Source organism: Mesorhizobium sp. M1A.F.Ca.IN.022.07.1.1, assembly GCF_003997575.1.
Taxonomy (GTDB): domain Bacteria; phylum Pseudomonadota; class Alphaproteobacteria; order Rhizobiales; family Rhizobiaceae; genus Mesorhizobium.
The window spans coordinates 1-21838 of the sequence record NZ_RZST01000055.1 but is presented as its reverse complement, the minus strand read 5'-3'; the positions used below and the strand labels follow the sequence as shown (position 1 = coordinate 21838).

19 protein-coding genes and 3 pseudogenes are annotated in these 21838 nt (G+C 61.7%); 10 read left to right on the top strand and 12 right to left on the bottom strand.

What is annotated here, in order from left to right; genetic code table 11:
• Positions 1-586, top strand: a pseudogene (locus EOA75_RS09280) (hypothetical protein); the annotation flags it as partial.
• Between the two features lie 230 nt (positions 587-816).
• Here EOA75_RS09280 and EOA75_RS09275 read toward each other — a convergent pair.
• From EOA75_RS09275 to EOA75_RS09230, 10 genes are all read right to left on the bottom strand, one after another.
• The gene (locus EOA75_RS09275; RefSeq protein ID WP_029354881.1) at positions 817-2460 is read right to left on the bottom strand and encodes an MFS transporter; all 1644 of its coding nucleotides are present in this window, start codon (positions 2458-2460) and stop codon (positions 817-819) included.
• A 173-nt stretch (positions 2461-2633) separates the two neighbouring features.
• Positions 2634-3617, bottom strand: coding sequence for a beta-ketoacyl-ACP synthase III (locus tag EOA75_RS09270; RefSeq protein WP_127324116.1), 984 nt, complete (start codon positions 3615-3617; stop codon positions 2634-2636).
• On the bottom strand, positions 3614-4879 hold the full coding sequence (locus tag EOA75_RS09265; RefSeq protein WP_091595819.1) for an adenosylmethionine--8-amino-7-oxononanoate transaminase: 1266 nt from the start codon (positions 4877-4879) through the stop codon (positions 3614-3616). Before EOA75_RS09265 ends, EOA75_RS09270 begins: the two co-directional genes overlap by 4 nt.
• Positions 4879-5514 carry a dethiobiotin synthase gene (gene bioD, locus EOA75_RS09260; protein WP_029354884.1) on the bottom strand — a complete coding sequence of 212 codons (636 nt, stop codon included), beginning with the start codon at positions 5512-5514 and terminating at the stop codon, positions 4879-4881. Before bioD ends, EOA75_RS09265 begins: the two co-directional genes overlap by 1 nt.
• Positions 5511-6650: an 8-amino-7-oxononanoate synthase gene (locus EOA75_RS09255; RefSeq protein ID WP_091595817.1), complete on the bottom strand. Its 1140-nt coding sequence runs from the start codon at positions 6648-6650 to the stop codon at positions 5511-5513. The genes bioD and EOA75_RS09255 overlap by 4 nt, the downstream gene beginning before the upstream one ends.
• The gene (gene bioB / locus EOA75_RS09250; RefSeq protein ID WP_236370746.1) at positions 6647-7615 is read right to left on the bottom strand and encodes a biotin synthase BioB; all 969 of its coding nucleotides are present in this window, start codon (positions 7613-7615) and stop codon (positions 6647-6649) included. The genes EOA75_RS09255 and bioB overlap by 4 nt, the downstream gene beginning before the upstream one ends.
• Before the next feature lie 207 nt (positions 7616-7822).
• Positions 7823-8701 (bottom strand): carboxylating nicotinate-nucleotide diphosphorylase, encoded by an 879-nt coding sequence (gene nadC, locus EOA75_RS09245; RefSeq protein WP_091595900.1) that lies wholly within the window; start codon positions 8699-8701, stop codon positions 7823-7825.
• 4 nt (positions 8702-8705) lie between these two features.
• Complete coding sequence (locus tag EOA75_RS09240; protein ID WP_029354892.1) at positions 8706-10247, bottom strand: L-aspartate oxidase; 1542 nt, start codon at positions 10245-10247, stop codon at positions 8706-8708.
• Positions 10244-11218: a quinolinate synthase NadA gene (gene nadA, locus EOA75_RS09235; RefSeq protein WP_127324115.1), complete on the bottom strand. Its 975-nt coding sequence runs from the start codon at positions 11216-11218 to the stop codon at positions 10244-10246. Before nadA ends, EOA75_RS09240 begins: the two co-directional genes overlap by 4 nt.
• A gap of 62 nt (positions 11219-11280) precedes the next feature.
• Complete coding sequence (locus EOA75_RS09230) at positions 11281-12243, bottom strand: hypothetical protein (protein ID WP_091595813.1); 963 nt, start codon at positions 12241-12243, stop codon at positions 11281-11283.
• Positions 12244-12415: 172 nt separating this feature from the next.
• Here EOA75_RS09230 and panB point away from each other — a divergent pair.
• The 4 genes and pseudogenes from panB (at position 12416) to EOA75_RS09210 (ending at position 15700) form a co-directional block, all read left to right on the top strand.
• Positions 12416-13251, top strand: a pseudogene (gene panB / locus EOA75_RS09225) (3-methyl-2-oxobutanoate hydroxymethyltransferase).
• Positions 13248-14156 (top strand): pantoate--beta-alanine ligase, encoded by a 909-nt coding sequence (gene panC, locus EOA75_RS09220; protein WP_127324114.1) that lies wholly within the window; start codon positions 13248-13250, stop codon positions 14154-14156. The pseudogene panB and the gene panC overlap by 4 nt, the downstream one beginning before the upstream one ends.
• A gap of 99 nt (positions 14157-14255) precedes the next feature.
• Complete coding sequence (locus EOA75_RS09215) at positions 14256-14975, top strand: LuxR family transcriptional regulator (protein ID WP_029354898.1); 720 nt, start codon at positions 14256-14258, stop codon at positions 14973-14975.
• A 92-nt stretch (positions 14976-15067) separates the two neighbouring features.
• Entirely contained in the window at positions 15068-15700 is a 633-nt protein-coding gene (locus tag EOA75_RS09210; RefSeq protein ID WP_029354900.1) for an acyl-homoserine-lactone synthase, read from the top strand.
• A 364-nt stretch (positions 15701-16064) separates the two neighbouring features.
• On the opposite strand, the gene EOA75_RS34940 is transcribed toward EOA75_RS09210, so the two are convergent.
• Positions 16065-16313: a DUF6074 family protein gene (locus tag EOA75_RS34940; RefSeq protein WP_029354901.1), complete on the bottom strand. Its 249-nt coding sequence runs from the start codon at positions 16311-16313 to the stop codon at positions 16065-16067.
• Positions 16314-16847: 534 nt separating this feature from the next.
• Between EOA75_RS34940 and EOA75_RS09200 the strand changes: the two genes are divergently transcribed.
• Positions 16848-17552, top strand: a complete 705-nt coding sequence (locus tag EOA75_RS09200) for a Crp/Fnr family transcriptional regulator (protein ID WP_127324113.1) — start codon at positions 16848-16850, stop codon at positions 17550-17552.
• A 488-nt stretch (positions 17553-18040) separates the two neighbouring features.
• On the opposite strand, the gene EOA75_RS09190 is transcribed toward EOA75_RS09200, so the two are convergent.
• On the bottom strand, positions 18041-18430 hold the full coding sequence (locus EOA75_RS09190) for a hypothetical protein (protein WP_029354905.1): 390 nt from the start codon (positions 18428-18430) through the stop codon (positions 18041-18043).
• A gap of 710 nt (positions 18431-19140) precedes the next feature.
• On the opposite strand from EOA75_RS09190, the pseudogene EOA75_RS34935 reads away from it, so the two are divergent.
• The 4 genes and pseudogenes from EOA75_RS34935 to EOA75_RS34920 form a co-directional block, all read left to right on the top strand.
• A pseudogene (locus EOA75_RS34935) lies at positions 19141-20271 on the top strand (cation:dicarboxylase symporter family transporter); the annotation flags it as partial.
• 603 nt (positions 20272-20874) lie between these two features.
• Positions 20875-21144 (top strand): hypothetical protein, encoded by a 270-nt coding sequence (locus EOA75_RS34930; protein ID WP_245457304.1) that lies wholly within the window; start codon positions 20875-20877, stop codon positions 21142-21144.
• Positions 21054-21245, top strand: a complete 192-nt coding sequence (locus EOA75_RS34925; RefSeq protein ID WP_245457302.1) for a hypothetical protein — start codon at positions 21054-21056, stop codon at positions 21243-21245. The genes EOA75_RS34930 and EOA75_RS34925 overlap by 91 nt, the downstream gene beginning before the upstream one ends.
• An 82-nt stretch (positions 21246-21327) precedes the next feature.
• Positions 21328-21522 (top strand): hypothetical protein, encoded by a 195-nt coding sequence (locus EOA75_RS34920; protein WP_051695369.1) that lies wholly within the window; start codon positions 21328-21330, stop codon positions 21520-21522.
• Positions 21523-21838 lie beyond the last annotated feature (316 nt).

Below are 21838 nucleotides of genomic sequence, written 5' to 3'. Positions count from 1 at the left end.
GAAGCTGCCGCTCCGGGTCAAGCGTAAGGCCAAGTCCAGACACAAGCCGATCTCCGATCCCAATACAGGATCGGCAACCTCACAGATCGCGACCACTCCCGAAAGGTGGTCAGGAAACACCGCTTACGACGAACTCGCGCTAGCGCAGAAGACCGGGCGCCTGCGGCGTAATTCGCTGGGATACTCGGCCGATACTTGCAAAACCGTGATCGGCTTCGGCGCGTCGGCTATTGGCCGAGTCGGCGAGGGGTACGTTCAGAACGAAGTAACACGGGATTCTTACGCCCGGCACATCGCAAGTGGACGTCTGGCGACATCAAAGGGCCACCGGCTGACCGACGATGACCGGGTGCGCGCAGCAATCATCGAGCGACTGATGTGCGATTTGGAGGCCGACGTGCCGACCATCTGTGCCGCCCACGAAATCGAACCAGCTCGTTTTCTCGATTCAGTTGAGCGTTTGGTGACGCTGGCTGAGGAGGGGATCGTGGACGTCGAAAACGGCTTCATCCGCGTGCGGCCGGAGCACCGCTTTGTTGTTCGCGCCGTTGCTGCTGCATTCGATGCTTTTCTCGCGAATCGATGAGTTGAGGCCACGACTCCGAAGGCATCAGACCTTGTTTGGCGCTCGTCGGCATGGGCTCTCGCAGAAGACTCCGCAAGCGCATGCAGGGGACTCCACTTGACGCCGCGTTCATCATCATCTCGCCTGGGTGCGCTCGATCGCACAACTCGGAGCACGCTGCTCTCGGCGTGAGGCTGTGCTCTGCAAAGCACCGGTGATCCACCCTGTCCCTGGATAGCAGCTTGATGGCGTCATCTTGGAGGACGAGAAAAGATTGTCGAGGTACGGGTACGAATTGCCTCGGTCGTTCGTTCAATCGAAAGCACTGTCTGCGGAGGCACCTCTCCTTCATGCAGTGACAGGAGATGCTGGCCGACTTCCTTATCTGCTGCGGTGAGTCGATGATTTAGGCGGAGAAAGTCCATCCAGGTGGGGGTGCGGAATGTCTCCGTCCAAAGTGACGGTGTTTGCAGATTTCGCTGGAGCGTCCAGTTTCGTGCACCGGCACGGCTCTGGACGTGTCGCCGCGTGCGCATGTAGCCCAGAAAGGCCTCGATATTTTCCTCCGATATCAAATACTCGACCTTGGCCACGATAGGGCCACTTCTGGGTTTCAGATCGAGAGCCACGTCCGGCGGATGAAAAACTGAACTTTCTTGATCCGTTTCTTCCCAGGGACGGACCGGCAACACGATCCCCGCTGCTGCAACCAGCAACAGAGCGCCCGCGGCGCCCTCCAATGCTGAGGTCAAGGAATAGTTTTGCGCGACAGAACCCCAGATCCAGCTGCCAGCAGCCATACCGCCTGCGCTCAAGGCGTAGTAAATGGAGAGCGTGCGGCCTACAACCCACCTTGGGCTTGCCAACTGCACCGACACGTCAATGCCCGTCCAGGTGATAAGCCAACCCGCTCCGCCGAGCGCCAGCGAAATGGCCGCCACAGGAACCGACGATGTCAGGGCAAGGGAGAGGCAACAGACTGCACAAGCCACAGAGGCGAAGGCCACCAGCCTGTTTTGAGACGTGACCTTCCTCAAGAAGCCGTTGCCCATGCCCGCGATGAAAGCACCCATGCCGAAGCCGGCCAATAAGATACCGTAGACAATTGGCCCACTCTTCAACTGATCCCGGACGACGAGAGGGAGCAACGCCAGAATGGAGATGCTTGCCAATCCGAAAAGAGCTGCTCGGGCGGTCGCTGCCCTGATCTCCAAAGACATCGCCGTAAAGCGCACTCCGTCATGAATTGCCGTCGTCATTCTCTCACGAGGGAGAGGCGAAGAGCGGACCTCCCATTTGGTGCGCCATATCGCGCTTATAGGCGCCAGATCACTCACCGCAGCCAAGGCGAAAGCGGCCAGCGGCCCAAAGACGGCCAGGATCACGCCCCCTAAGGCCGGACCAACGCTGCGCACAATGTTGTATCCGACGGACATAAGCGTCACTGCGGCCGGAATGTCGCGTTTGTGAAGGATATCGCCGACCGAAGCGTGCCAGGCCGGATCATTCAAGGCAAAGCCGCAGCCGGCCAGGAAACCTAACCCGAGAATCAGCCAAGGACTGACAAATCCCAGACCCACAGAAATCATCAGCGTCATCGACGCCGATGCTATCAGGCAGTGTCCCGCAAACATCACCCACCGGCGGCTGAAGTTGTCGGCAATGGCTCCGGCGAAAACTGAGAGGAAGAACACCGGCAGTGTGGATGCGGCCTGGACGAGAGCCACCATAAGGTCGGACGCTGAAATCGTTGCCATAAGCCAACTGATGGCGACCGTTTGCACTAGCCAACCGAGGCTGGAAATCTGGGTGGCCGTCCAAATTGAGCGAAACACCTTGTTTCGAAATGGGGCGAGCGTCTTTGAAACGGGCGGTTGAGGATTTTCGCTCTGCATGAGGTTTTGCTGGCCTTCGATGAGCGCTGCGATTTGAGCAAGTGGGTCGATACTTAGACATCGCGGAGCACCGCACGGAACCCAGCTCTATGGAGCTTGCCGGCGACTATTTGCGTATTGAGCCATTCTCATAGTCTCATTCATGAGCAGTCCTATGCGCAAGCGTTGCTTTGCTAAATTCCCACGACAAGCGCGCCGCCGCTGAGACCCGCACCCGCTGCCGCCAAGAGGACTTTCTCGCCAGGCCGAAACGGCTGCGCCCGATGGGCGAGCGACAACGAGAGCGGGATCGTCGCGGCGGAAGAGTTGCCATATTCGGCGATCGTCTTGACCATCGAGTGATCTGTGATGCCGAGGTTCCTGCCGACCGCGTCGAAAATGCGAGCATTGGCCTGATGCGGCACGAAACGATCGAGGTCTTGCGGCCTCAGTCGGGCAGCAGTGAGCGCATCTCTCGAGCAGGCGGTCATCATCTCCACGGCCTTGGCGAACACTTCGCGGCCATCGGTGATCGTCATCCGGGTCTGCTCGAGGTCGAGGCCGCCATGGAACGGATTGTTGCTTCCACCGGCAGGAATCTGGATCAGCCCGTAACGCGAGCCGTCCGAATCCACCGAAGCGCCGAGAATGCCTCGATCCGGGTCATCGCACGGACCGATCACCACCGCGCCGGCGGCATCGGCAAACAGCACGGCGCTGGCGCGCTCGGCCGGATTGATGCGGCGGCTGAGGATGTTGGCGGCAATGACAAGGCTCGCTTTGCCATGCAGGCGAATGAACCCGTCGGCGAACATCAGCGCATAGATGAAGCCGGCGCAAGCGCCGGTCAGGTCGATCGCGCCGGCGCGACCTAGTCCCAGCCGATGTGCGACCAGGGGCGCGCTTGGCGGCAGAAGATGATCGGGTGTGGAGGTAGCGAGCAACAGCAGGCCGATGTCGCCGCGGTCGATACCGGCATTGGTCAGCGCCATGTCGCCGGCGTGCGCGGCAAGGGCCGACAGCGTGTCTTCGTCCGCTGCCCAGAAGCGCGACCGTATCCCGGTGCGCCGCTCGATCCAGCCGGGTTCAAGCCCGAGACGATCTTCGATTTCCGGATTCTCCACCTTGCGCGCGGGCGCATGATGGCCAAGCCCGAGAATGCGCGATGATCGGCTCATGGCTTTGAGCCGAAGCGTTCGCCGGCCTCCTCGATGGCGTCATAGAGCCCATCCAACTCGTTGCCGGTAATGCAATAGGGCGGCAGAAGGTACAGGACATTGCCGAGCGGGCGCACGAGCAGGCCGCGCTCAAGAAAAAAAGCGCGCAGTTTTGGCCCGATCTCGGCCAGATAACCGGCTGAGCCGGTGCGTAGGTCGAGTGCCGCGATGGTGCCGGTTGTCCGGCAATCGGTGAAGCGAGGGTTGTCGCGAAAGCGTCGAAGCCCGGCGGCCTGTCGCTCGCTCAAGGCCGCGATCCGATCGGCCACCGGCTCGTCGTGCCAGATCTCGACATTGGCAAGTGCCGCCGCGCATGCAATCGGATTGGCGGTGTAGGAGCTCGAATGGAAAAACGTCTTCTTGCGATCCTCGGAATAGTGAGCCTGGAAGATGGCATCGGTGGCGATCGTGGCGGCCAGCGGGATGGTACCACCGGTCAGACCTTTCGAGGTGCACAGGATGTCCGGCGAGACGGACGCCTGTTCGCAGGCGAACATGGTTCCGGTGCGCCCCCAGCCGGTCATCACTTCATCGGCGATCAGCAGCGTGCCGGCGGCCTCAGTGATCCTCTTCAATTCGGTCAGAACCCAGGCCGGATACATGAGCATGCCGCCGGCGCCGAGCACGAGCGGCTCGACGATCAGCGCGGCGGCGCGCCGGTCGCGGGAGAGTGCCTCGAACCGATCCAGCGTTTCCTGCTCGCGCCCGGCGGCCGGGAAGGGGATGGTGTCGACCTCGAACAGCAAGGGCTCGTAGGCGGCGTTGAACACGCCACGGGCGCCGACGCTCATCGCCCCGATCGTGTCACCATGATAGCTGTGCTCCATGACGACGATGCGCGAACGCGGCGCGCCGATGTTGCGGAAATAGCCGAGCGCCATCTTCAGCGCGACTTCGATTGAGGTCGAGCCACTGTCGGAATAGAACACCCGGTCAAGGCCGGCGGGTGCGAGGCCGACAAGCGCCTCGGCCAGGCGCTCGGCCGGCTCGTGGGTAAAGCCCGCGAAGATGATCTGGTCGAGGTTCGACGCGGTCGTCTCGATGGCCTTCATGATGCGGGGGTGGCGGTGGCCATGAGTGACGACCCACCAGGAAGAAATCGCATCCAGGATGCGGGAGCCGTCGGCCTTGTGGAGATAGGCGCCTTCAGTCAGCACGATTTCAGGGATCGAGGGCTCTAGCGCGTGCTGCGTGAACGGATGCCAGACTCGAGACTGCGCCATCAGTCGCCTCCGGCAATCATGGCCAGGTCGAAGCCGGAAATCATTGCATCTCTCAACGTTTCACCCGTCAGCGGACCGAGGTGCGGCAGCCTGCCGAGCTGCGGCACGCCGCCGAATTCCACGATTGTCCTTTGCGTATCGGCCACCTCTTCGCCCATGAAGGCAATGCCGATGAGCGGGATGGAGCGGGCTCTCAGGGCCTCGATCGACAACAGCGTATGATTGATGGTGCCGAGCGCGGTGCGGGCGCACAGTATTACCGGCAGCCGCCATTGTTCGAATATGTCAATGAACCTTGTCTGTCGATTGAGCGGCACCATCAGCCCGCCGGCGCCTTCGATGACGAGCGGTGTCGGCAGGACCGGAAATGAAAGATCGTCGGCCTCGATCGCGACGCCGTCGATTTCGGCTGATCGATGCGGCGACAGCGGCATCGTCAGTCGATAGACTTCGGGCAGCACGCGTCCGTCGGGCAAGCCGGAAAGCCGGGCGACGACCTCGCTGTCAGTCTCCTCGTCGAGGCCCGATTGCACCGGCTTCCAGTAGAAGCCGTCGAGCAGCCCGGCAAGTCCGGCCGAAAATACTGTCTTGCCAATTCCGGTGTCTGTTCCGGTGACGACGATGCGTTTGGTCATGCTGTGGCCAACACCTCAACGAGAGCCTCGACCATGGCGGAAATGTCGGTCTCGTCGACGTTGAGCGTCAGCGAAATGCGCAGGCGCGATGTGCCCTCGGGCACCGTCGGCGGACGTATGCCGCGTATGTCGAAGCCGCGTGCCTGCAGGGCCGCCGCCACCGCCATGGTGCGCCCAACGTCGCCGATGACAAATGGCTGGATCTGCGAGCCGCTGGGTACGACGCCGCAGCGCTCGGCCAATTGGCGGCCGGCGCAGGCAACGCGTTCCTGCAGCTGAGCGCGGCGCATGGGCTCGTCGGACAGAATAGTCAGCGCTTCGCGCGCCGCGACCGCCATCAGCGGCGAGGGCGCGGTGGCGTAGATGAACGGCCGGCACCGGTTGACGAGATAATCGCACAGTGTCCTCGGCCCGGTGACGAGTGCACCGGATGCGCCGAGCGCCTTGCCGCATGAGTGGAGCGTGACGATGTTGTCGCGGCCTTGGCACGCGGCGGCCAGTCCCCGGCCGTCCGGTCCCCAGATGCCGGTGGCATGCGCTTCATCGACGACGATGAATGCCTGGTGCCGATCGGCCATCGCGACCAGGCTCTCCATCGGCGCGCGGTCGCCATCCATGCTGTAAAGGCTTTCGACGGCGATCCACACGCGCCCCGTGCCGCCTTCGGCGCGCCAGCGGGTGATTGCGTCCTCGACAGCGTCGACGTCGTTGTGCGCGGCCAGCTTGAACTCGGCGCGCCCGGCCTGCGCGCCCTCATGCATGCTGGCATGGGCGAGTTCGTCGAGGACCAGCAGGTCGCCTTTCTGCGGCAGCGCGGTCAACAGGGCGAAGTTGGCGATGTAGCCGCTGCCAAAGAACAGCGCACGGTCGGCGCCGAAGAATGCCGCGGCGTCCGCCTCCAGTTGCTCATGTTCCGGTGCGTTGCCGCGCAACAGCCGCGACCCGGTGGCGCCAACCGGCGTGCCCCGCGCAATCGCCGCCGCAACCGCTTCGCCAAGTCTTTTGGAGGCGGCAAGTCCGAGATAGTCGTTCGACGAGAAGTCGAGACCGGCGCGCGGTGCGAGCGTCCGCAACCGGTCCTTGCGCGCCAGTCCGCGCAAGGATGCGTCATAGCGGGCAAGAATTGCCTCGTTCATTGCGTGGCGAGTTCCATCGGCTCGATGCCGAGACGCTGGAACAGAAGGCTATCCTTGTCCTCGCCGGGATTGTCCGCCGTCAGCAGCGTGTCGCCGACAAAGATCGAGTTAGCGCCGGCAAAGAAGCACAACGCCTGCGTTTCGTCGCTCATCGCCGTCCTGCCGGCGGACAGCCTTACACAGGATTTCGGCATCATCACCCGCGCGAGCGCAACGATGCGGACGAAATCGATCGGATCGATGGCGTCGGCCGCGGCAAGCGGCGTGCCTTCGATGGGAATAAGCATGTTGATCGGCACGCTTTCCGGCGGCTCGGGCAGGTTCGCGAGCGTGACCAGCATGTCGATGCGATCGGTCTTTTCTTCCCCCATCCCGACGATGCCGCCGCAGCAGACTTTCATCCCAACCGCGCGCACGTGCCCAAGCGTTTCCAGCCGGTCGGCAAAAGTCCTGGTTGAAATAACCTCGCCATAGTAGCGCTCAGAGGTATCGATGTTGTGGTTATAGTAGTCGAGACCGGCCTGCTTCAGGCGAGCAGCTTGCTCAAGATCGAGCATGCCGAGCGTCATGCAGGTCTCCATGCCGAGCGCCTTGACGCCCTCGATCATGGCGACCACAACGTCCATGTCGCGCTCCTTGGGACTTCGCCACGCTGCGCCCATGCAATAGCGCGTTGCGCCGCCATCACGCGCCTTGGCCGCTTCGTCGATGACATGCTTGACGTTCATCAGCTTCGACGCCTTCACCCCGGTTTCGTAATGCGCAGACTGGCTGCAATAGCCGCAATCTTCGGGGCAGCCGCCGGTCTTGATGCTAAGGAGCCGCGACAGCTGCACTCGGTTTCGATCGAAGTTCTGGCGGTGGATCGTCTGAGCTAGGAACAGCAGATCGTTGAATGGCATGCCGTAGATGGCCTCAGCCTCTTTGCGGTTCCATCGCGGAGGCGTTCCATCGACCGATTGCATGGTCTGGTTCACGTCGAACTCCGAGTTCATTCCAACCGTCATCGTCAAACCTTTGTTGCTAGTCCGGTACGCCTTCAGGAGTCTGTCGACCGGCAAGCTCGGTCCGACTTGGCTTTGGAGCGCACTCGCTAAAAGGCGAGCTGCGGCACGTCTTTCCACCGCCTTCCTACGCCTGCCGAGCTGATGTTGCTCCTCATGCCGTAATCCTCAGTTCAAATGCTTGCAGATGTTCTGGTGGTCCGGCATGTCCAGGCCGATGTCGAGGATCGGGGCGCTGTGCGTCAGCCATCCCATGGAGATGAGATCGACACCGGTCGCCGCAATCGCCGCCGCCGTTTTCGGCGTCACCCGACCGGAAGCCTCGGTGATCGTACGGCCACCCACTATAGAAACCGCGCGGGCAAGATCCTCGACCGACATATTGTCGAGCAGCACCGCGTCAACACCAATCGCGAGCGCTGCATCGAGCTGCTTCAGCGTGTCGACCTCAACCTCGACCTTCACCATATGCCCTGCGGCGGCGCGCGCCCGCTCTATTGCTGTGCGGATATCGCCGGCGATCGCGATGTGATTGTCCTTTATGAGCACGCCGTCATCGAGGCCGAAGCGGTGATTGGCACCGCCGCCGACGCGCACGGCGTATTTTTCCAATACCCGCAGGCCGGGCGTCGTCTTTCGCGTCGATACGATCCTCGCCTTGTGACCGCGCACGGCCTCAACCATCGCCGCTGTGGCAGTGGCAATGCCGCTCAGCCGGCATAAGAAATTGAGGGCAGTGCGTTCGGCCGTGAGCAGGCCTCGCGCGGGTCCGGACAATCTTGCAATGGTTTCCCCGGCCCCGACATCGCTGCCATCAGGGCGCCAGATCTGGATGTTGATCGCCGGTTCCACGAGCAGGAAGGCGTACGAGACCAGATCGAGCCCGGCAACGACGCCCGCCTGCCTCGATCTGAGCACCAACGTGGCAGTGCAATCATGCGGGATAACCGCATCGCTGGTCAGGTCGCCGCATCTGCCCAGGTCTTCGAGGAGCGCACCGCGCACAATCGGTTCGATCAGGGTCGCGGGGAGGGGGGAGAATGAAATCACATCAGGTGCTCCGTATGGTAGCCCGGCAATCGAGTGCGGCCGCGGCCCGCATTGCGCTGTGCAGTGTCAGCCGTGATGGGCGCGCGTCGGCATCGTGGAGCGGGAAATCGGACCGACAGTGCGCGCCTCGACTCTCTTCCCGCCCCAGGGCCGCCACGGCGATCATCAGTGAGACCAAAGCCGGACCAGAGGCAGCGACATTGTCAGCTGCGATCGGCAGCAGGGTCGCCACCGCTTCGCGCATTGCCTCGCCGTCGCGGATGATACCCAGGGCGGCGGAGACAATTGGGCGGACCGCGGAAGCGTCTGGTCGTGGAGGGACGAATGTGGAGCATCTGCGCGGTCGCCGGGTATACGACGTGCCGGCAACGCTTTCGGCAACCCAGCTCGCGGTGACCGCCGCTTCGGTGAGCGAGTTGCTGGCCAGGCGGTTGGCGCCGTGCAGGCCGGTACAGGCGACCTCACCGCAGGCCCACAATCCCTCGATGGAGCTGCGGCCGGCGCTGTCTACGGCGACGCCGCCCATGTGATAATGTGCCGCCGGGCGCACCGGGATCGGGTCGGTCGCGGGGTCGACCCCTGCGCTCCGGCACAATTCGGCGATGCCTGGAAAACGCTTGCCAAATCTCGGGCCGAGACTTTGCCGTGCATCCAGGAATACGCGGCGTCCAACGGCAAGCTGGTGCCAAATGGCGCGCGCTACGACGTCGCGAGGCGCAAGTTCACCGCCAGGTGTGTCAGCGAGGAAGCGCTCTCCTCGCTCATCGATGAGCACCGCGCCTTCGCCACGCACGGCTTCGCTCACCAGCGGCATCGGCCGGCGCGGACCGTCGAGCGCAGTTGGATGGAACTGTATGAATTCCAAGTCGGCGAGTTCCGCCCCCGCCCATGCGGCGAGCGCCAGCCCGTGACCCCATGAGCCAGCGGGGTTTGTCGTGTCGCAAAACAGCCCGCCGACGCCGCCGGTCGCCAGCACCGCGCGACGCGTGGGCAGAGCGAGCGCGCCGGCTCGTCCTGCGGCGACCACGGCGATGACCGACCCGTCCTGCACGACCAGCCGGCGGACCTCCACATTTTCGATAGTGGTGATCGAGGCTGTACGCCGAACCGCGGCGATGAGCACGCGCACCAACTCGCGACCGGTGGCGTCGCCGGCTGCATGCACAATCCGCCGTCGCGAGTGTGCCGCCTCGAGCCCAAGTCGCAACGCGCGGTCAGGGTGCTGGTCGAAGGCGACGCCGAACCTTTGGATCGTCCTAATCGCTTCGGGTGCAGCTCGGACCACTCGCCGCACCGTGGCCTCGTCGCAGAGTCCGTCGCCGGCAGCTATCGTGTCGCAAAGGTGAAAATCCGGGCCGTCGTCGCCGCCGAGACTTGCCGCAAGACCGCCCTGGGCAAGCTCACTGCAGGCTCCGGTTCCAAGCGGCGCGTTGGTCAAAAGCACGACCGGTTCCGGCGCCAGATGAAGCGCCGTCATCAGGCCGGCAATGCCGCCACCGATGACGACCGGCGCCCCGGCGATGTCGCGAACCTCCAGGCTCATAGGGAAAGCATGCGCTCGACCGCGCGGCGGGCGGGGCCGGCAATTTCGGGATCAATCCGGACCTCATGCCGGTTCTGCTCGAGCGCGGCGCGAATGTTGGCCAGGTTGATGCGCTTCATGTGCGGGCACAGGTTGCATGCGCGAACGAACTCGACGTCGGGATGCGCGACCGCGACGTTGTCGCTCATCGAACATTCGGTCAGAAGGACGACACGCGTCGGTTTCTCCCGCTCGACATAATCCGACATCGCTGCGGTCGAGCCGGAGAACTCCGCCTCCGCGACAACGTCTGGTGGGCATTCTGGATGGGCCAGCACGATGACGCCTGGATGGGCATCGCGCAGTTCCCGAATGTCTGCTGCGGTGAAGCGCTCATGCACCTCGCAATGGCCTTTCCAGGCGATGATCTCGACGTCTGTATCGGCTGCCACGTTCCTCGCCAGATATTCGTCCGGCAGCATCAGCACACGCGCCACGCCAAGCGATTCCACCACCGCCTTCGCGTTGCCGGACGTGCAGCAGATGTCGGACTCCGCTTTTACGGCGGCCGAAGTGTTGACGTAAGTAACAACGGGGACCCCCGGATACCGCAGCCGCATTAGCCGCACGTCGTCTGCCGTGATCGATTCGGCCAGCGAGCAGCCGGCGCTGAGATCCGGGATGAGCACGGTCTTGTTCGGATTGAGCAGTTTTGCCGTCTCGGCCATGAAATGAACGCCGGCAACCACGATGATGTCGGCGTCGACCGTCACCGCCTTGTGGGCCAACGCCAGGCTGTCGCCGACGATGTCTGCCACGCAATGAAAAATTTCGGGCGTCTGGTAATTGTGCGCCAGCACCACCGCATTGCGCTCACGCTTCAGCGCTAAGATGGCTTCAATATCGCCGGCGAACGCGAGCCATTCAACGGGAGGGATCACCCGCCGGACACGCTCATACAGGGACGCAGCCATAGGTAACGCCCCAGCCATTGGCGCCTCGATTATATTCGGTTTGACAATAAGGGAATATGTCTACCTTGACTATAAGTATGTCAAGCCCGCGCCAGCGGTAATTTTGTCCCGGCGATAGCCCTGTCGTCGAGAACGGCATGGCGGAAGCGATAAAGCTTCGCCGGTCGGCCGCCCGTGTCGAGGGAGGTCTCCCCAGTCTCCTCAACAAGATCCTGCTGCTCGACCAGTCTCCGGAAGTTGGGCTTGTTGATGAGCCTGCCAGCCAGAGCTTCCACGGTTCGCTGCAGTTGCAGCAGCGTGAAGGAAGGCCGCATAAGCTCGAACACGACCGGCCGGTATTTGATCTTCGAACGCAGCCGCGCAATCCCGGTTGCCAGAATACGACGGTGGTCAGCGACCATTGGTTTGCCAGCCGCGGCCGCAATCGCGTCCCTGCCGCCACCGGCCTCTTCAATCAGAGCAGCTTCATAGAGCAACTCGTAGCGTTGGAGCGTGAGTTCCTCGTTCCAATGGCGGTCGTCGAAGCCGAAGGCTATCGCAGCGCGCTGCCGGCGCTCGCGTTGAGTGGTCGGCTCGCTGGCGCCGCCGGCCCACTCAATCAGGCGGGGCCGCAATCTATCGAGCAGCACAGGCGGCGTGCCGAAGCGGTGGTCCTCCCAGGGAAAATATTCGTACCAACTTTGCCAGCCGCACGCGGCCGAGTTCGTTGCCTGTTCCTTCCTGGTCAATGCGAGATAGCTGATTGAGATGACGCGCTGGTGGCGCTCAGTGCCGATGCGATCGCGATCGGCGAAGGTGTAGAGTTGCTCGATGTATCCCAGTGCATGGCCGGTCTGCTGCTCCACCCACCCCCTCAAACCCGACTGCAGCGATCGATGCTCAAGCGCAAAAGGTCCAGAAGGGAGGGTGTCCGCATGACCGACGGTGAGGACACAGGGCTCACTGTCGTTTACGGCGACCACGACGGCAGTCAGGTCCACTTTGGCTTCGTCAGCTTTGACGGCGGCTTTGCCTTTCTTGGTTCTTCTTGTCTGAGGATCCATGTTTGCGAAAGTGGGTTGGCCCAACGGAGCGCCTTAATCGATTGAATGTAACCTTGGCAGCCAGCACGTCAACACCGTACTACTCAAGCACTGTTTTTAGCTCTTCGCAGTCGCACAAAAATATGCCAAACGCGACACCCGCTGTTGGTAACGTAAGGGAAGGGGGCGTCGGTTGAGCGCGGCTGGTGAGATAAAAGGGATTAACCCTCCAGATATTCGATTGCGAAAAGGCCAAACGCCACTTGTATGCTTGACGGCCTACACCACGCCGGTCGCGAGGCTACTCGATCGCCACTGCGACATCGTTCTTGTCGGCGACAGCGTCGGCATGGTGGGCACGGCCTGTCGTCGACGCTGGGCGTCACGCTCGACATGATGATCATGCACGGACAGGCCGTTCGCCGCGGCCTTGAACACGCGCTGATGGTCGTCGACCTGCCCTTCGGTTCCTACGAGGAAAGCCCAGAGCACGCTTTCGGCAACGCTGCGCGCGTGATGGGTGAGACCGGTTGTTCAGCGGTGAAGCTCGAGGGCGGCGAGACCATCGCGGAAACCATCCGCTTCCTTACCGCGCGCGGCGTACCTGTCATGGCCCATGTGGGGCTGACGCCGCAGGCGGTAAACACGTTCGGAGGCTATCGTGTGCAGGGCCGGGGAGCCGATGCAGAGCGGATCAGGCGCGACGCCAGGGCGGTAACCGAGGCGGGCGCCTTCTCCTTGGTGCTCGAAAAGATACCGGAGCAGCTTGCACGGCAGATAACCGCCGATATCGACATACCCACCATCGGCATCGGTGCCTCGCCAGCTTGCGACGGCCAGATTCTGGTGAGCGACGATATGCTCGGGCTCTTCACCTCATTTCGGCCGAAGTTCGTCAAACGCTATGCCGAGCTCGGTGAGCAGGCTGAGGCGGCAATCGCCGCTTACGCCACCGATGTGCGGAACCGGCACTTTCCGGCGGTCGAACATCTCTATGTCAACGCCTTGAAGGCCGGAGACTTCACATGAGCGTGCCGATCGCTCGAACTGTGAGCGAGCTGCGCGCCGTCGTTGCGCAATGGCGTCGCTCGGGTGCCACGATCGGTATTGTGCCGACCATGGGAGCCTTGCACGACGGGCATCTGAGCCTTGTGCGGAAGGCGCTTGAAAGGGCCGAGCGGGTGATCGTGACGCTGTTCGTAAACCCCAAGCAGTTCAACAGCCCCGCCGACCTGATTGCCTATCCTCGGACGGAAAGCGAAGATGCTGCCAAGCTCGCGCCGCTGGGCACGCATCTGCTCTATGTGCCGGACGCAGAGGAAATGTACCCGGCGGGCTTCGCCACGGTCGTTTCAGTGTCCGGCATCAGCGAATGCCTGTGCGGCGCATTCCGGCCCGGCCATTTCAATGGCGTGGCGACGGTCGTGGCCAAGCTCTTCCTGCAGGCCGGCGCTGACTTCGCCTTTTTTGGCGAAAAGGATTTTCAGCAACTTCAGCTTGTCAGGCGCTTGGTCCGGGACCTCGACATTCCGATCACTATTGTGCCCTGTCCGACAGTCCGCGAAGCCGATGGTCTTGCGCTATCGTCGCATAACGTGCGGCTCTCCCCAGCCCAACGCGCCATTGCCCCAAAACTAGCATCGGTCCTGCTCGATACGGCCGAGCGGCTTGCACGCGGCTCTCCCATCCTGCCTACGCTTGATGAAGCGCGTGCAACAATTCTGGCTGCCGGCTATCGCGAGCTCGAATACCTGGAGCTTCGCGGAGAAACAGACCTGCAATCGTTAGCAAGCCTTGACCGACCGGCACGCTTGCTTGCTGCGGCTTGGCTTGGCGACACGCGGCTCATCGATAACGTCGCAATATCACCCATCGGTAGTTGGTCAGGTGCGCGGAGCTCTCTCCAATCGGAAGCAGCACAGCAATTGCGGTGATGACGGCGGCGCGTCGTACGCCCTGCAGGGACAGGCCATCATTTAGAACCACGTCTCCGCCCGGCTTCCAGCAACCTCCGCGAGGTAGGCAAAGCGCAGATGCATCGCGTATTTGAAACCTTGGTCGAGCAACTCTCTGCAAGCGTCGATGCCGTCGATCTCCATGAGGCAATGGCGTCCGCCGCAGCCGGGTTCGACTTTCCGTTCTTCGCTTATTTCACCTACCCATCCGCTTCCGGCGACACGCCGCGATTGATCTCGAATTATCCATCATCATGGACATCACATTACCTGCAACTGCGCTACCACAGCGTGGATCCCGTGATCCTGCGGGGACTGCGAGGCTGGGATACCTTCGACTGGGGTGTGGACCGCGATCACCGTTATTTGCCGACCTCGCAGCAGGAAGTCCTGGAAAAAGCAGCTGAGTTCGGCATTCGCGGCGGACTGACCATGTCGATGCATGATCATCGCGGCCGGTTCGCCGCACTGACCTTCGCCTCCAACGAGGCGCATCCGCCACTTTTGAGGTCGCTGACGCGCTACGAAAAAGCAATGCAGTTGGTTGCGATCAACGTTCATATCCATGCCCGGCGCAGGCTCGCCGAAGATTGCGTGGTAGATGGCATAACGCTCACCCCGCGGGAGTTCGAGTGCCTGAAATGGGCGGCGTGCGGCAAGTCGGCCTGGGATATCAGCCAGATTCTCGGTGTCTCGAAACGCACCGTGACCTTCCATCAGGAAAACGCCAAGGCGAAGCTTGGCGTGCGAACCATCAACCAGGCCATAGTGCGGATGGCTGCTCGGGCGAGATCCTGATCCTCTCCAAGGCTAGCTGTAAAGGTCTACAGGCTGCATTCATGACGGCTTTGCCCTTCGATTGCGTGGACACATCCCGCACGGAGACGACAATGATGCAGCTGATAACACCCGACTGCTACGCCGAGTTCGCGAGCGAACTCAGGGAAATGCACGGGCTTAGGTATCGGGTTTTCAAGAAGCGGCTCGATTGGGAAGTGCAGACCGAAGGCGAAATGGAAACGGACCCGTTTGACAGCCTGAACCCCGTCTACCTACTTCTCAAGGGGTCCGATTGGCGAACTTGCGGCTGCGTCCGCCTTTTGCCGACCACCGGACCGACTATGTTGCGCGATACGTTTCCGGCGCTGCTGGATGAGATGGTGGTCCCTGCGAGTGCCGATATCTGGGAGAGTAGTCGTTTCGCGCTCGATCTCCCTGCGACAGCGCCGAAGGCTGCTGGCGGCCTGGCACAAGCAACCTACGAGCTCTTCGCGGGCATCATCGAATTCGGCTTGGCCAACAATCTCTCCGGGATCGTAACGGTGACAGATACGCGCATCGAAAGGATCCTTCGTCTCGCGACCTGGCCGTTGTCACGTATCGGACAGCCCCAGCAGGTCGGCAACACCGAGGCAGTCGCCGGCTTCCTCGAGATTTCCTACGCCAGTCTCTTGCGCATCCGCTGGAGGGGACGCCTGAACGGGCCGGTGTTGTGGCAACCAGTTCTCGTCCAATCGGCATAGCGCCTGCGGATGGTCAGCCGTGACCTGGGTTAAGTCTGCTCACGGCCGCCACCGCCCGCCGTCAAGCTGAGCGGACCCGGCCCCACGAGCATTCGACTGTTCCGGTCGATCGACTCGCGCGGCCGGACTTCGGATTTCCGTAGGCGCAACCCGCAGTCCAGCGTGAGCACGCCAAAGTGGCGCCCGTCCGCTTGGAAAGAAGCCAATGTGGCTTCTGAGATCGCCTTGGAATATTGGACCGGCCGCCGTGAGCGATCCCAACCTCAAACCTTTGCCGGTATGCCGGTTTGGCCGGACCGTCGGCCAGTCGGAGCAGTCCCCCGATAAGGACCCGAGCTGACGCGCGATCCAACAGCGCCCAAGCCTATGCTATGTGCATTACCGTTCGGTTGGCCATATCGTCCAAGACCGCATGAAGAAGCCTTCCAACCTCCTGCGCAGCGAACTCTGGCGCAATTCCTACATCGGACAATTGAATGAGCATTTTCTTGGCAGCACAGCGCCAGAACGCACTCGCCGCCTCGCCGTTCTTGGTCTCGAGGGCCTGGGCGATACTTTCGACCAATGTGCGTCGCCGATGCAGCGGAAATACGCAAATGTTTGAGTCATGCATCAATCACCTCACAGTTTCAGTTCCACAAAGAAAACACCGGCGTCTTCAAAAGCGCCGCTTAGCGCGGTGACGGTTCGCGGCGACATGACGAGTTCCACTTCCCCTCGACAAGCCATTGGGCGATGAGCCGCCGGACCGCACATCCGGACCGCACATAAGGTGAACCACCATTGCTGATCCGGCTGCGTTTCCTGTGCCGTTCCGCGACGAGGCGTTCCAGCCCGAATTGACGTCCAATGACTTGATTTCTGAAAGGGCAGGGCGGCACGAATCACCCGACTGTTCCGCCGCTTACATTCCTGCGAGCTTGTGTATGAATGATTAAAGCGTGCCCGAGCCGTTCTTGGTGGCCGCAGAAGGGAATCATGTCATCCGCGCCTATCGTAAGGCCGCGCGACTTCTAGCATGGCTGCACTGCCCCGACAGGGCTTTGCAATCGCGCGTTTCGAAGCCTATGCTTGGCATCGGCCGTCAGTTACTTCGGATGCAGCCGACAGTAAGAGGTACGCGCTCTTGCCCGCATGAGAGAGAGCCTTGCCCGAATCCCTTTTTCGCAACCGGGTGCTGGAATCCCTTTCGCCGGAGGACTTCGCGCTGTTGCGACCATCGCTGCATCGCGTCGAACTGGACATCAAGGCTCAGTTGGAGATCGCGCATCAGCCGATCAGGAATGGATATTTTCCCGAGAGGGGCATCGCCTCGGTGGTCGCCACCATGACCGGCGGACGGCAATGTGAAGTCGGCATTATCGGATATGACGGGATGACAGGAATTGCCCTCATTCTCGGACAGGACAGCTCTTCCAACGAGACCTATATCCAGGTCGCAGGCAATGGCTGGCGCCTGCCGGTTGAAATCATTCGTCCTGCGGTTGCGGAAAGCCCGTCGCTGCGCACGTCAGTGCTGGACTATGCCCACGCGTTCCTTGTCCAGTCGTCCCGGACGGCACTGGTCAATGGCCACTCCAAAATCGAGGAACGGCTGGCCCGCTGGTTGCTGATGATCCATGACCGCTCTGACGGAGACAAGATCTACCTGACGCATGAATTTCTGGCGACCATGCTCGGCGCCCGCCGTCCCGGGGTCACCACGGCCCTGCAAATGCTTGAATATCGAGGACTTGTCCGTGCCAAGCGCGGCGAGGTCACGATTATCGACCGCGTCGGATTGATGGAACTCACGCATGGCGCTTACGGCGAGGAGGAGCAACGTTATTTCGGCCTGGCCACCGCTGCCTGATTGTCCGGTATCGGACATAGGCTTGAAGGCTGCCGAACTCCCGTCCTAGATCGTGTCAGTCAGAGTTTCAGGGAGGCGGGTGAAAAAGCCGCCGAAGCCTATGTTCTGTCCAGAGGCAAGGCCCGGTTCCTCTCCACCGCCCAGGCGATCCGCGCCATTCGAACGCTTATGCCGGCGTGCAAAGCGACCGATCGCGAGTTGAGGAATTGGTGGCGGCGACGTCCATCGTTCACGGTGTGCCCGTCGCCTTCGACGCAAAAACAGCCGAGGGAGTAGAACCACGGCTGCATTCCTAGGAGGGCATGCCGCGCCGTCCAGACTGTCAGATCGGGCATTCGTCAGATGGTTGTCCGCTAACTTAACTGGCAGAGTCTACAGGACGTGTCCAGCATTGCGAACTCACCGATCGCTTGGCGGCCAAAGCTGCCGGCAAGCGATCGCCTCATCCAGCCGTCTGCACCATCTCATCACAGACATCATCGGTGATGCTACCTGCCCAGCATATGTCCAGCATTTCGCAGGGCGGCCAGAAGGAGCCTCGCATAGCCTGTGACATCGATCTGGGCCTGCATGGACAGGGGCATGCTGGTCCAGTTCTCCAATGGTGCAATGAAAGGTGAGAAGGTGCCATTGACAAGGCAACAGCAGCTAACAAGGCCCTCTCGGTCCAATGCCACCACACCGATCTTGTCGCCTGGATATCCAATGGCTGCGACTCGCTGGACCTCCAGGTCACCGTCAACCCGCACGTCGAAAAGAAGGCTACCACGGCTCCTCGTGGCTATCTCAGCCGCCTTCTCATCAAAGCTTGAAGAGAGCAAGCGGACGCTTTCCACCGCCATCTGGAAAATCACCAAATCCAGTTCATTCACGGCCATATGGGCAATTGCGCGCAATGGGTGGTGATTGCAATGACACACACTGCTTGTTCACAGATGTCGGTCACGAACGATCATTCGTCGGGTTCCGGTTCCGACCAACGGTGTGGCCACCTGATCGTGCTGCGGTTCGAACATTCCTAACGCGAGCCGAGCGCTGTTGATGAGGATGGAGTCTAGGTCTCGGGCCCTGCCTCGCGGCTTGCTCATCCTTGGCAGACCCCTTGCAACGCCGCCGCGATGGCGCAAACGCCAGATGACGCTGATCCATCGCTTAATCGTGAACTGAGCTTCTGAACACCCTTGGTGGGACAGCAGGGTGGAAGGGCTTGACCAACGCTGCCGCCGTTTTCGAAGAGGGCCCGTCCTCGATTGAATCTTTGGAGCCCCGTGCGGCGCGCAGGAAAATGTTGACCATCTGGACGCAGGTCCCAGACCCCAAGGCAAACAGGGAACCTTCCAGCCAGCCAAGCTGCGCCGAAGCAAAGAGCGACCTTTGGAATTCCCAAGAACGGACCCTTCCATAGTTGACTGGCAACCGCAGCGCGAGTGCGGGAGAGCGAACAAGCACTGCGTGAGAGGTCCTGCGCGTTTTCCCCTCTTTGCTATTTGGCACATCGCTTGCGCCGAAGTGGGCGCAGCGTTCGACCGGAGCACTGCATGGGAGAAGGAGGAGCCCCACCCCGATCCGGTCAAGGAGAGAAACGGTGTTGGTTCCACAAGTCCCCATAGCGAACGCAGCGGCCCGCAAGCGCCATTTTGCCCGGGCCTACGTGCAGATGCTTGCCGCCATAATCCTGGGTGCTGCAATCGGCTATTTCCATTTGGAGACCGGCCAGAGCCTGAAGCCGCTCGGCGATGCCTTCGTCGATGTCGTCAAGATAATCACCGTACCTGTCATCTTCCTGACAATAGCGACCGGCATTGCCGGCATGAGCGATCTGCAGAAGGTCGGCCGAGTTGCCGCCAAGGCGATGGTTTATTTCCTCACCTTCTCGACACTTGCACTCGTTGTCGGACTGATTGTCGCGAATATCGTTCAGCCTGGCGCCGGCCTCAACATCGATCCGGCCTCGCTCGATGTCCAAGCCGTTAAGGGCTATGTGGCCACGGCTCACGAGCAGTCCGTGACCAGCTTCCTGATGAACATCATCCCATCAACCATTGCCAGTGCCTTCGCGGAAGGCGACATCCTGCAAGTCTTGTTCTTCTCGGTCCTGTTCGGCGGTCTGCCGCTACAACGGCCGCTCGATCTTCTCTCTCGTCCGATACATCAAGGACGAGCTGCTGCTCGCAACGTCCTCCTCGGAGGCCGCGCTGCCCTCGCTCATGGAGAAGATGGAAAAGGCCGGCGCCACGCATTCGGTCGTGGGTCTCATTCCATTCAATCTGGACGGCACGAATATGATGCTCGCCGCCCTCTTCATCGCCCAGACCACGAAAACTGATCTGCCGATCGGCTGCCGGATCCTCATGCTGTTCGTCGCATTGTTCCCTTCGAACGGAACAACCCGCATTACCGGTGCAGGCCTCGTCACAATGGCTGCAACGCTCTTTCTTGTTCCGGCCGCACCGGTCACCTCCGTGGGTCTTATTCTTGGCGTCGATCAGCTTATGTCCGAATGCCACGCGCTGACGATATTTCTCCGCAGCGTAGCGGCAACGCTGGCTGTCGCCCGGTCTGGGGCGAGCGGGATAAACGACGATTCGGGGAGCGCCTCACTAGCGGACCGTTCAGCGCTCTGGCGGTGGACGGTCAAGTCGCCCGGCGTGGTGAACGCAGTTCCCCGCGCGAACGACGCTCAGCTATTGGGGTGGGCCCGATGGCGCAAAGCCGTATTTGAGAAACCGCCAGATCGCACCCGCACCTGTGCGCCTGTAGCAACTGCGGGGCACGATCAAAAGCGACCCATTTTACACCGAAAAGGCGGGCCGTTGCTGCCACGCCGTCCATGGATTGGAGCCTCATGTCTAAGACAACGGCCACCACTCTCGCGGTTCTCCTTTTTCTCCTCGCCGTGCTGCTTTCCGTGCTGGCGAGCCATAATAGCGCGCACCCGCCGCGGGAAAGGCCGCCCCCGCCCATGCAGTCGTGCCAATGGACAGTCAAAAGTGGAGCGGCGCACTCGTCAACGACCCCGCTTCGCCAAATCGCCGGCAACCCGGAAGGTCCGGGGACCCTTCAGCGCTCTGCCGGGCGGACGGTCAGTCGCCCGGCGTGGTGAATGGCGGTCGCGGTTGCCCGGCCCGCGCGAACGACGCTCAGCTGGGTGGGGTGGGCCCGATGGCGCAAGGCCATCTTTCCAGAAACCGCCAGAGCGCACCGGCATCTATAGCTGTGCGCCCTCGCGACTGCGCCCTGTGGCAAGTGCGGGGCTCGATCAAAAGCATTTTACACCAAAAGGCGGGCCGTTGCTGCCACGCCGTCCATGGATTGGAGACTCATGTCTAAGCCGACTGCCATCACTGTCGCAGCTCTTCTTTTACTCCTCGCCGTGCTGGCGAGCCAATATAGCGCGAACCTGCACCGGCAGGCGTGGTCGATCGACAGGCAAAAGTGGAGCGGCGCATTCGACAACGACCCCCTTCGCCAATCGCCGGCAACCCGCAAGGCGATGCCGTTCTGGTCATATTCAATGACTACCACAACTGTCCGCATTGCAGACTGGCAGATCTCAACTACCAAAAAGCCTTCAAGAATGATCCCAATCTGAAGCTTGTGATCAGACGGTTCCCGGTCCTGGGACCGGATTCCCAATCGCACTCGCCTCGAGAAAACAGGGAAAGTTCGACGAATTCCACCGCGCCCTTATGACTTCCCCCAGTTGGATCATTGAAAGGATCACTCTCAAGATCGCAGCGCGTGTGGGCCTTGACGTGGAGCAGCTCAAGCGGGAATGCAAGATCCGGCCATCGCAGATGAACTTGCGCGCGTCCGCGCACTCGCGAAAGGTCTGCACATCGACCGTACGCCCGCGTTGGTGGTCGGCGATATAGTGATCGCCCACCTGGTCGACATGGCCAGCTTGCAACGCTTGCTCGCCGATGCGCGCTCAAAGCGTGCAGGCTCTCGTGCGGGGCAGCATCTGTAGATCGGCCACGCTGTTGTTGCCGGAGCGTGCCGTTTGTGGCAGCTGGCTTTGCTGTTGCTCCTCGGCATCTTGTTGCGGTCATCCAGCTGCCGTGGGCGCCAACAACAATCCTGAGCGCCCGCGCCTGAAGGCGCTGGCCGGGTGCTCGTGAACCGAGCCCGCTTATCTTCGCCATGCTCAGGCGGTCTTGGCCCTGCGGCTTCGCCCCCTGGCGCGGGGCAGCCTTCGGCTGCTGACGGTCGCCGGCCTGTCGGCCGGCGTCGTTTTTATCGTGGCCTTCCCCGGTGGCGCAGGGCGGGCAGCACTCCCTTCTAGG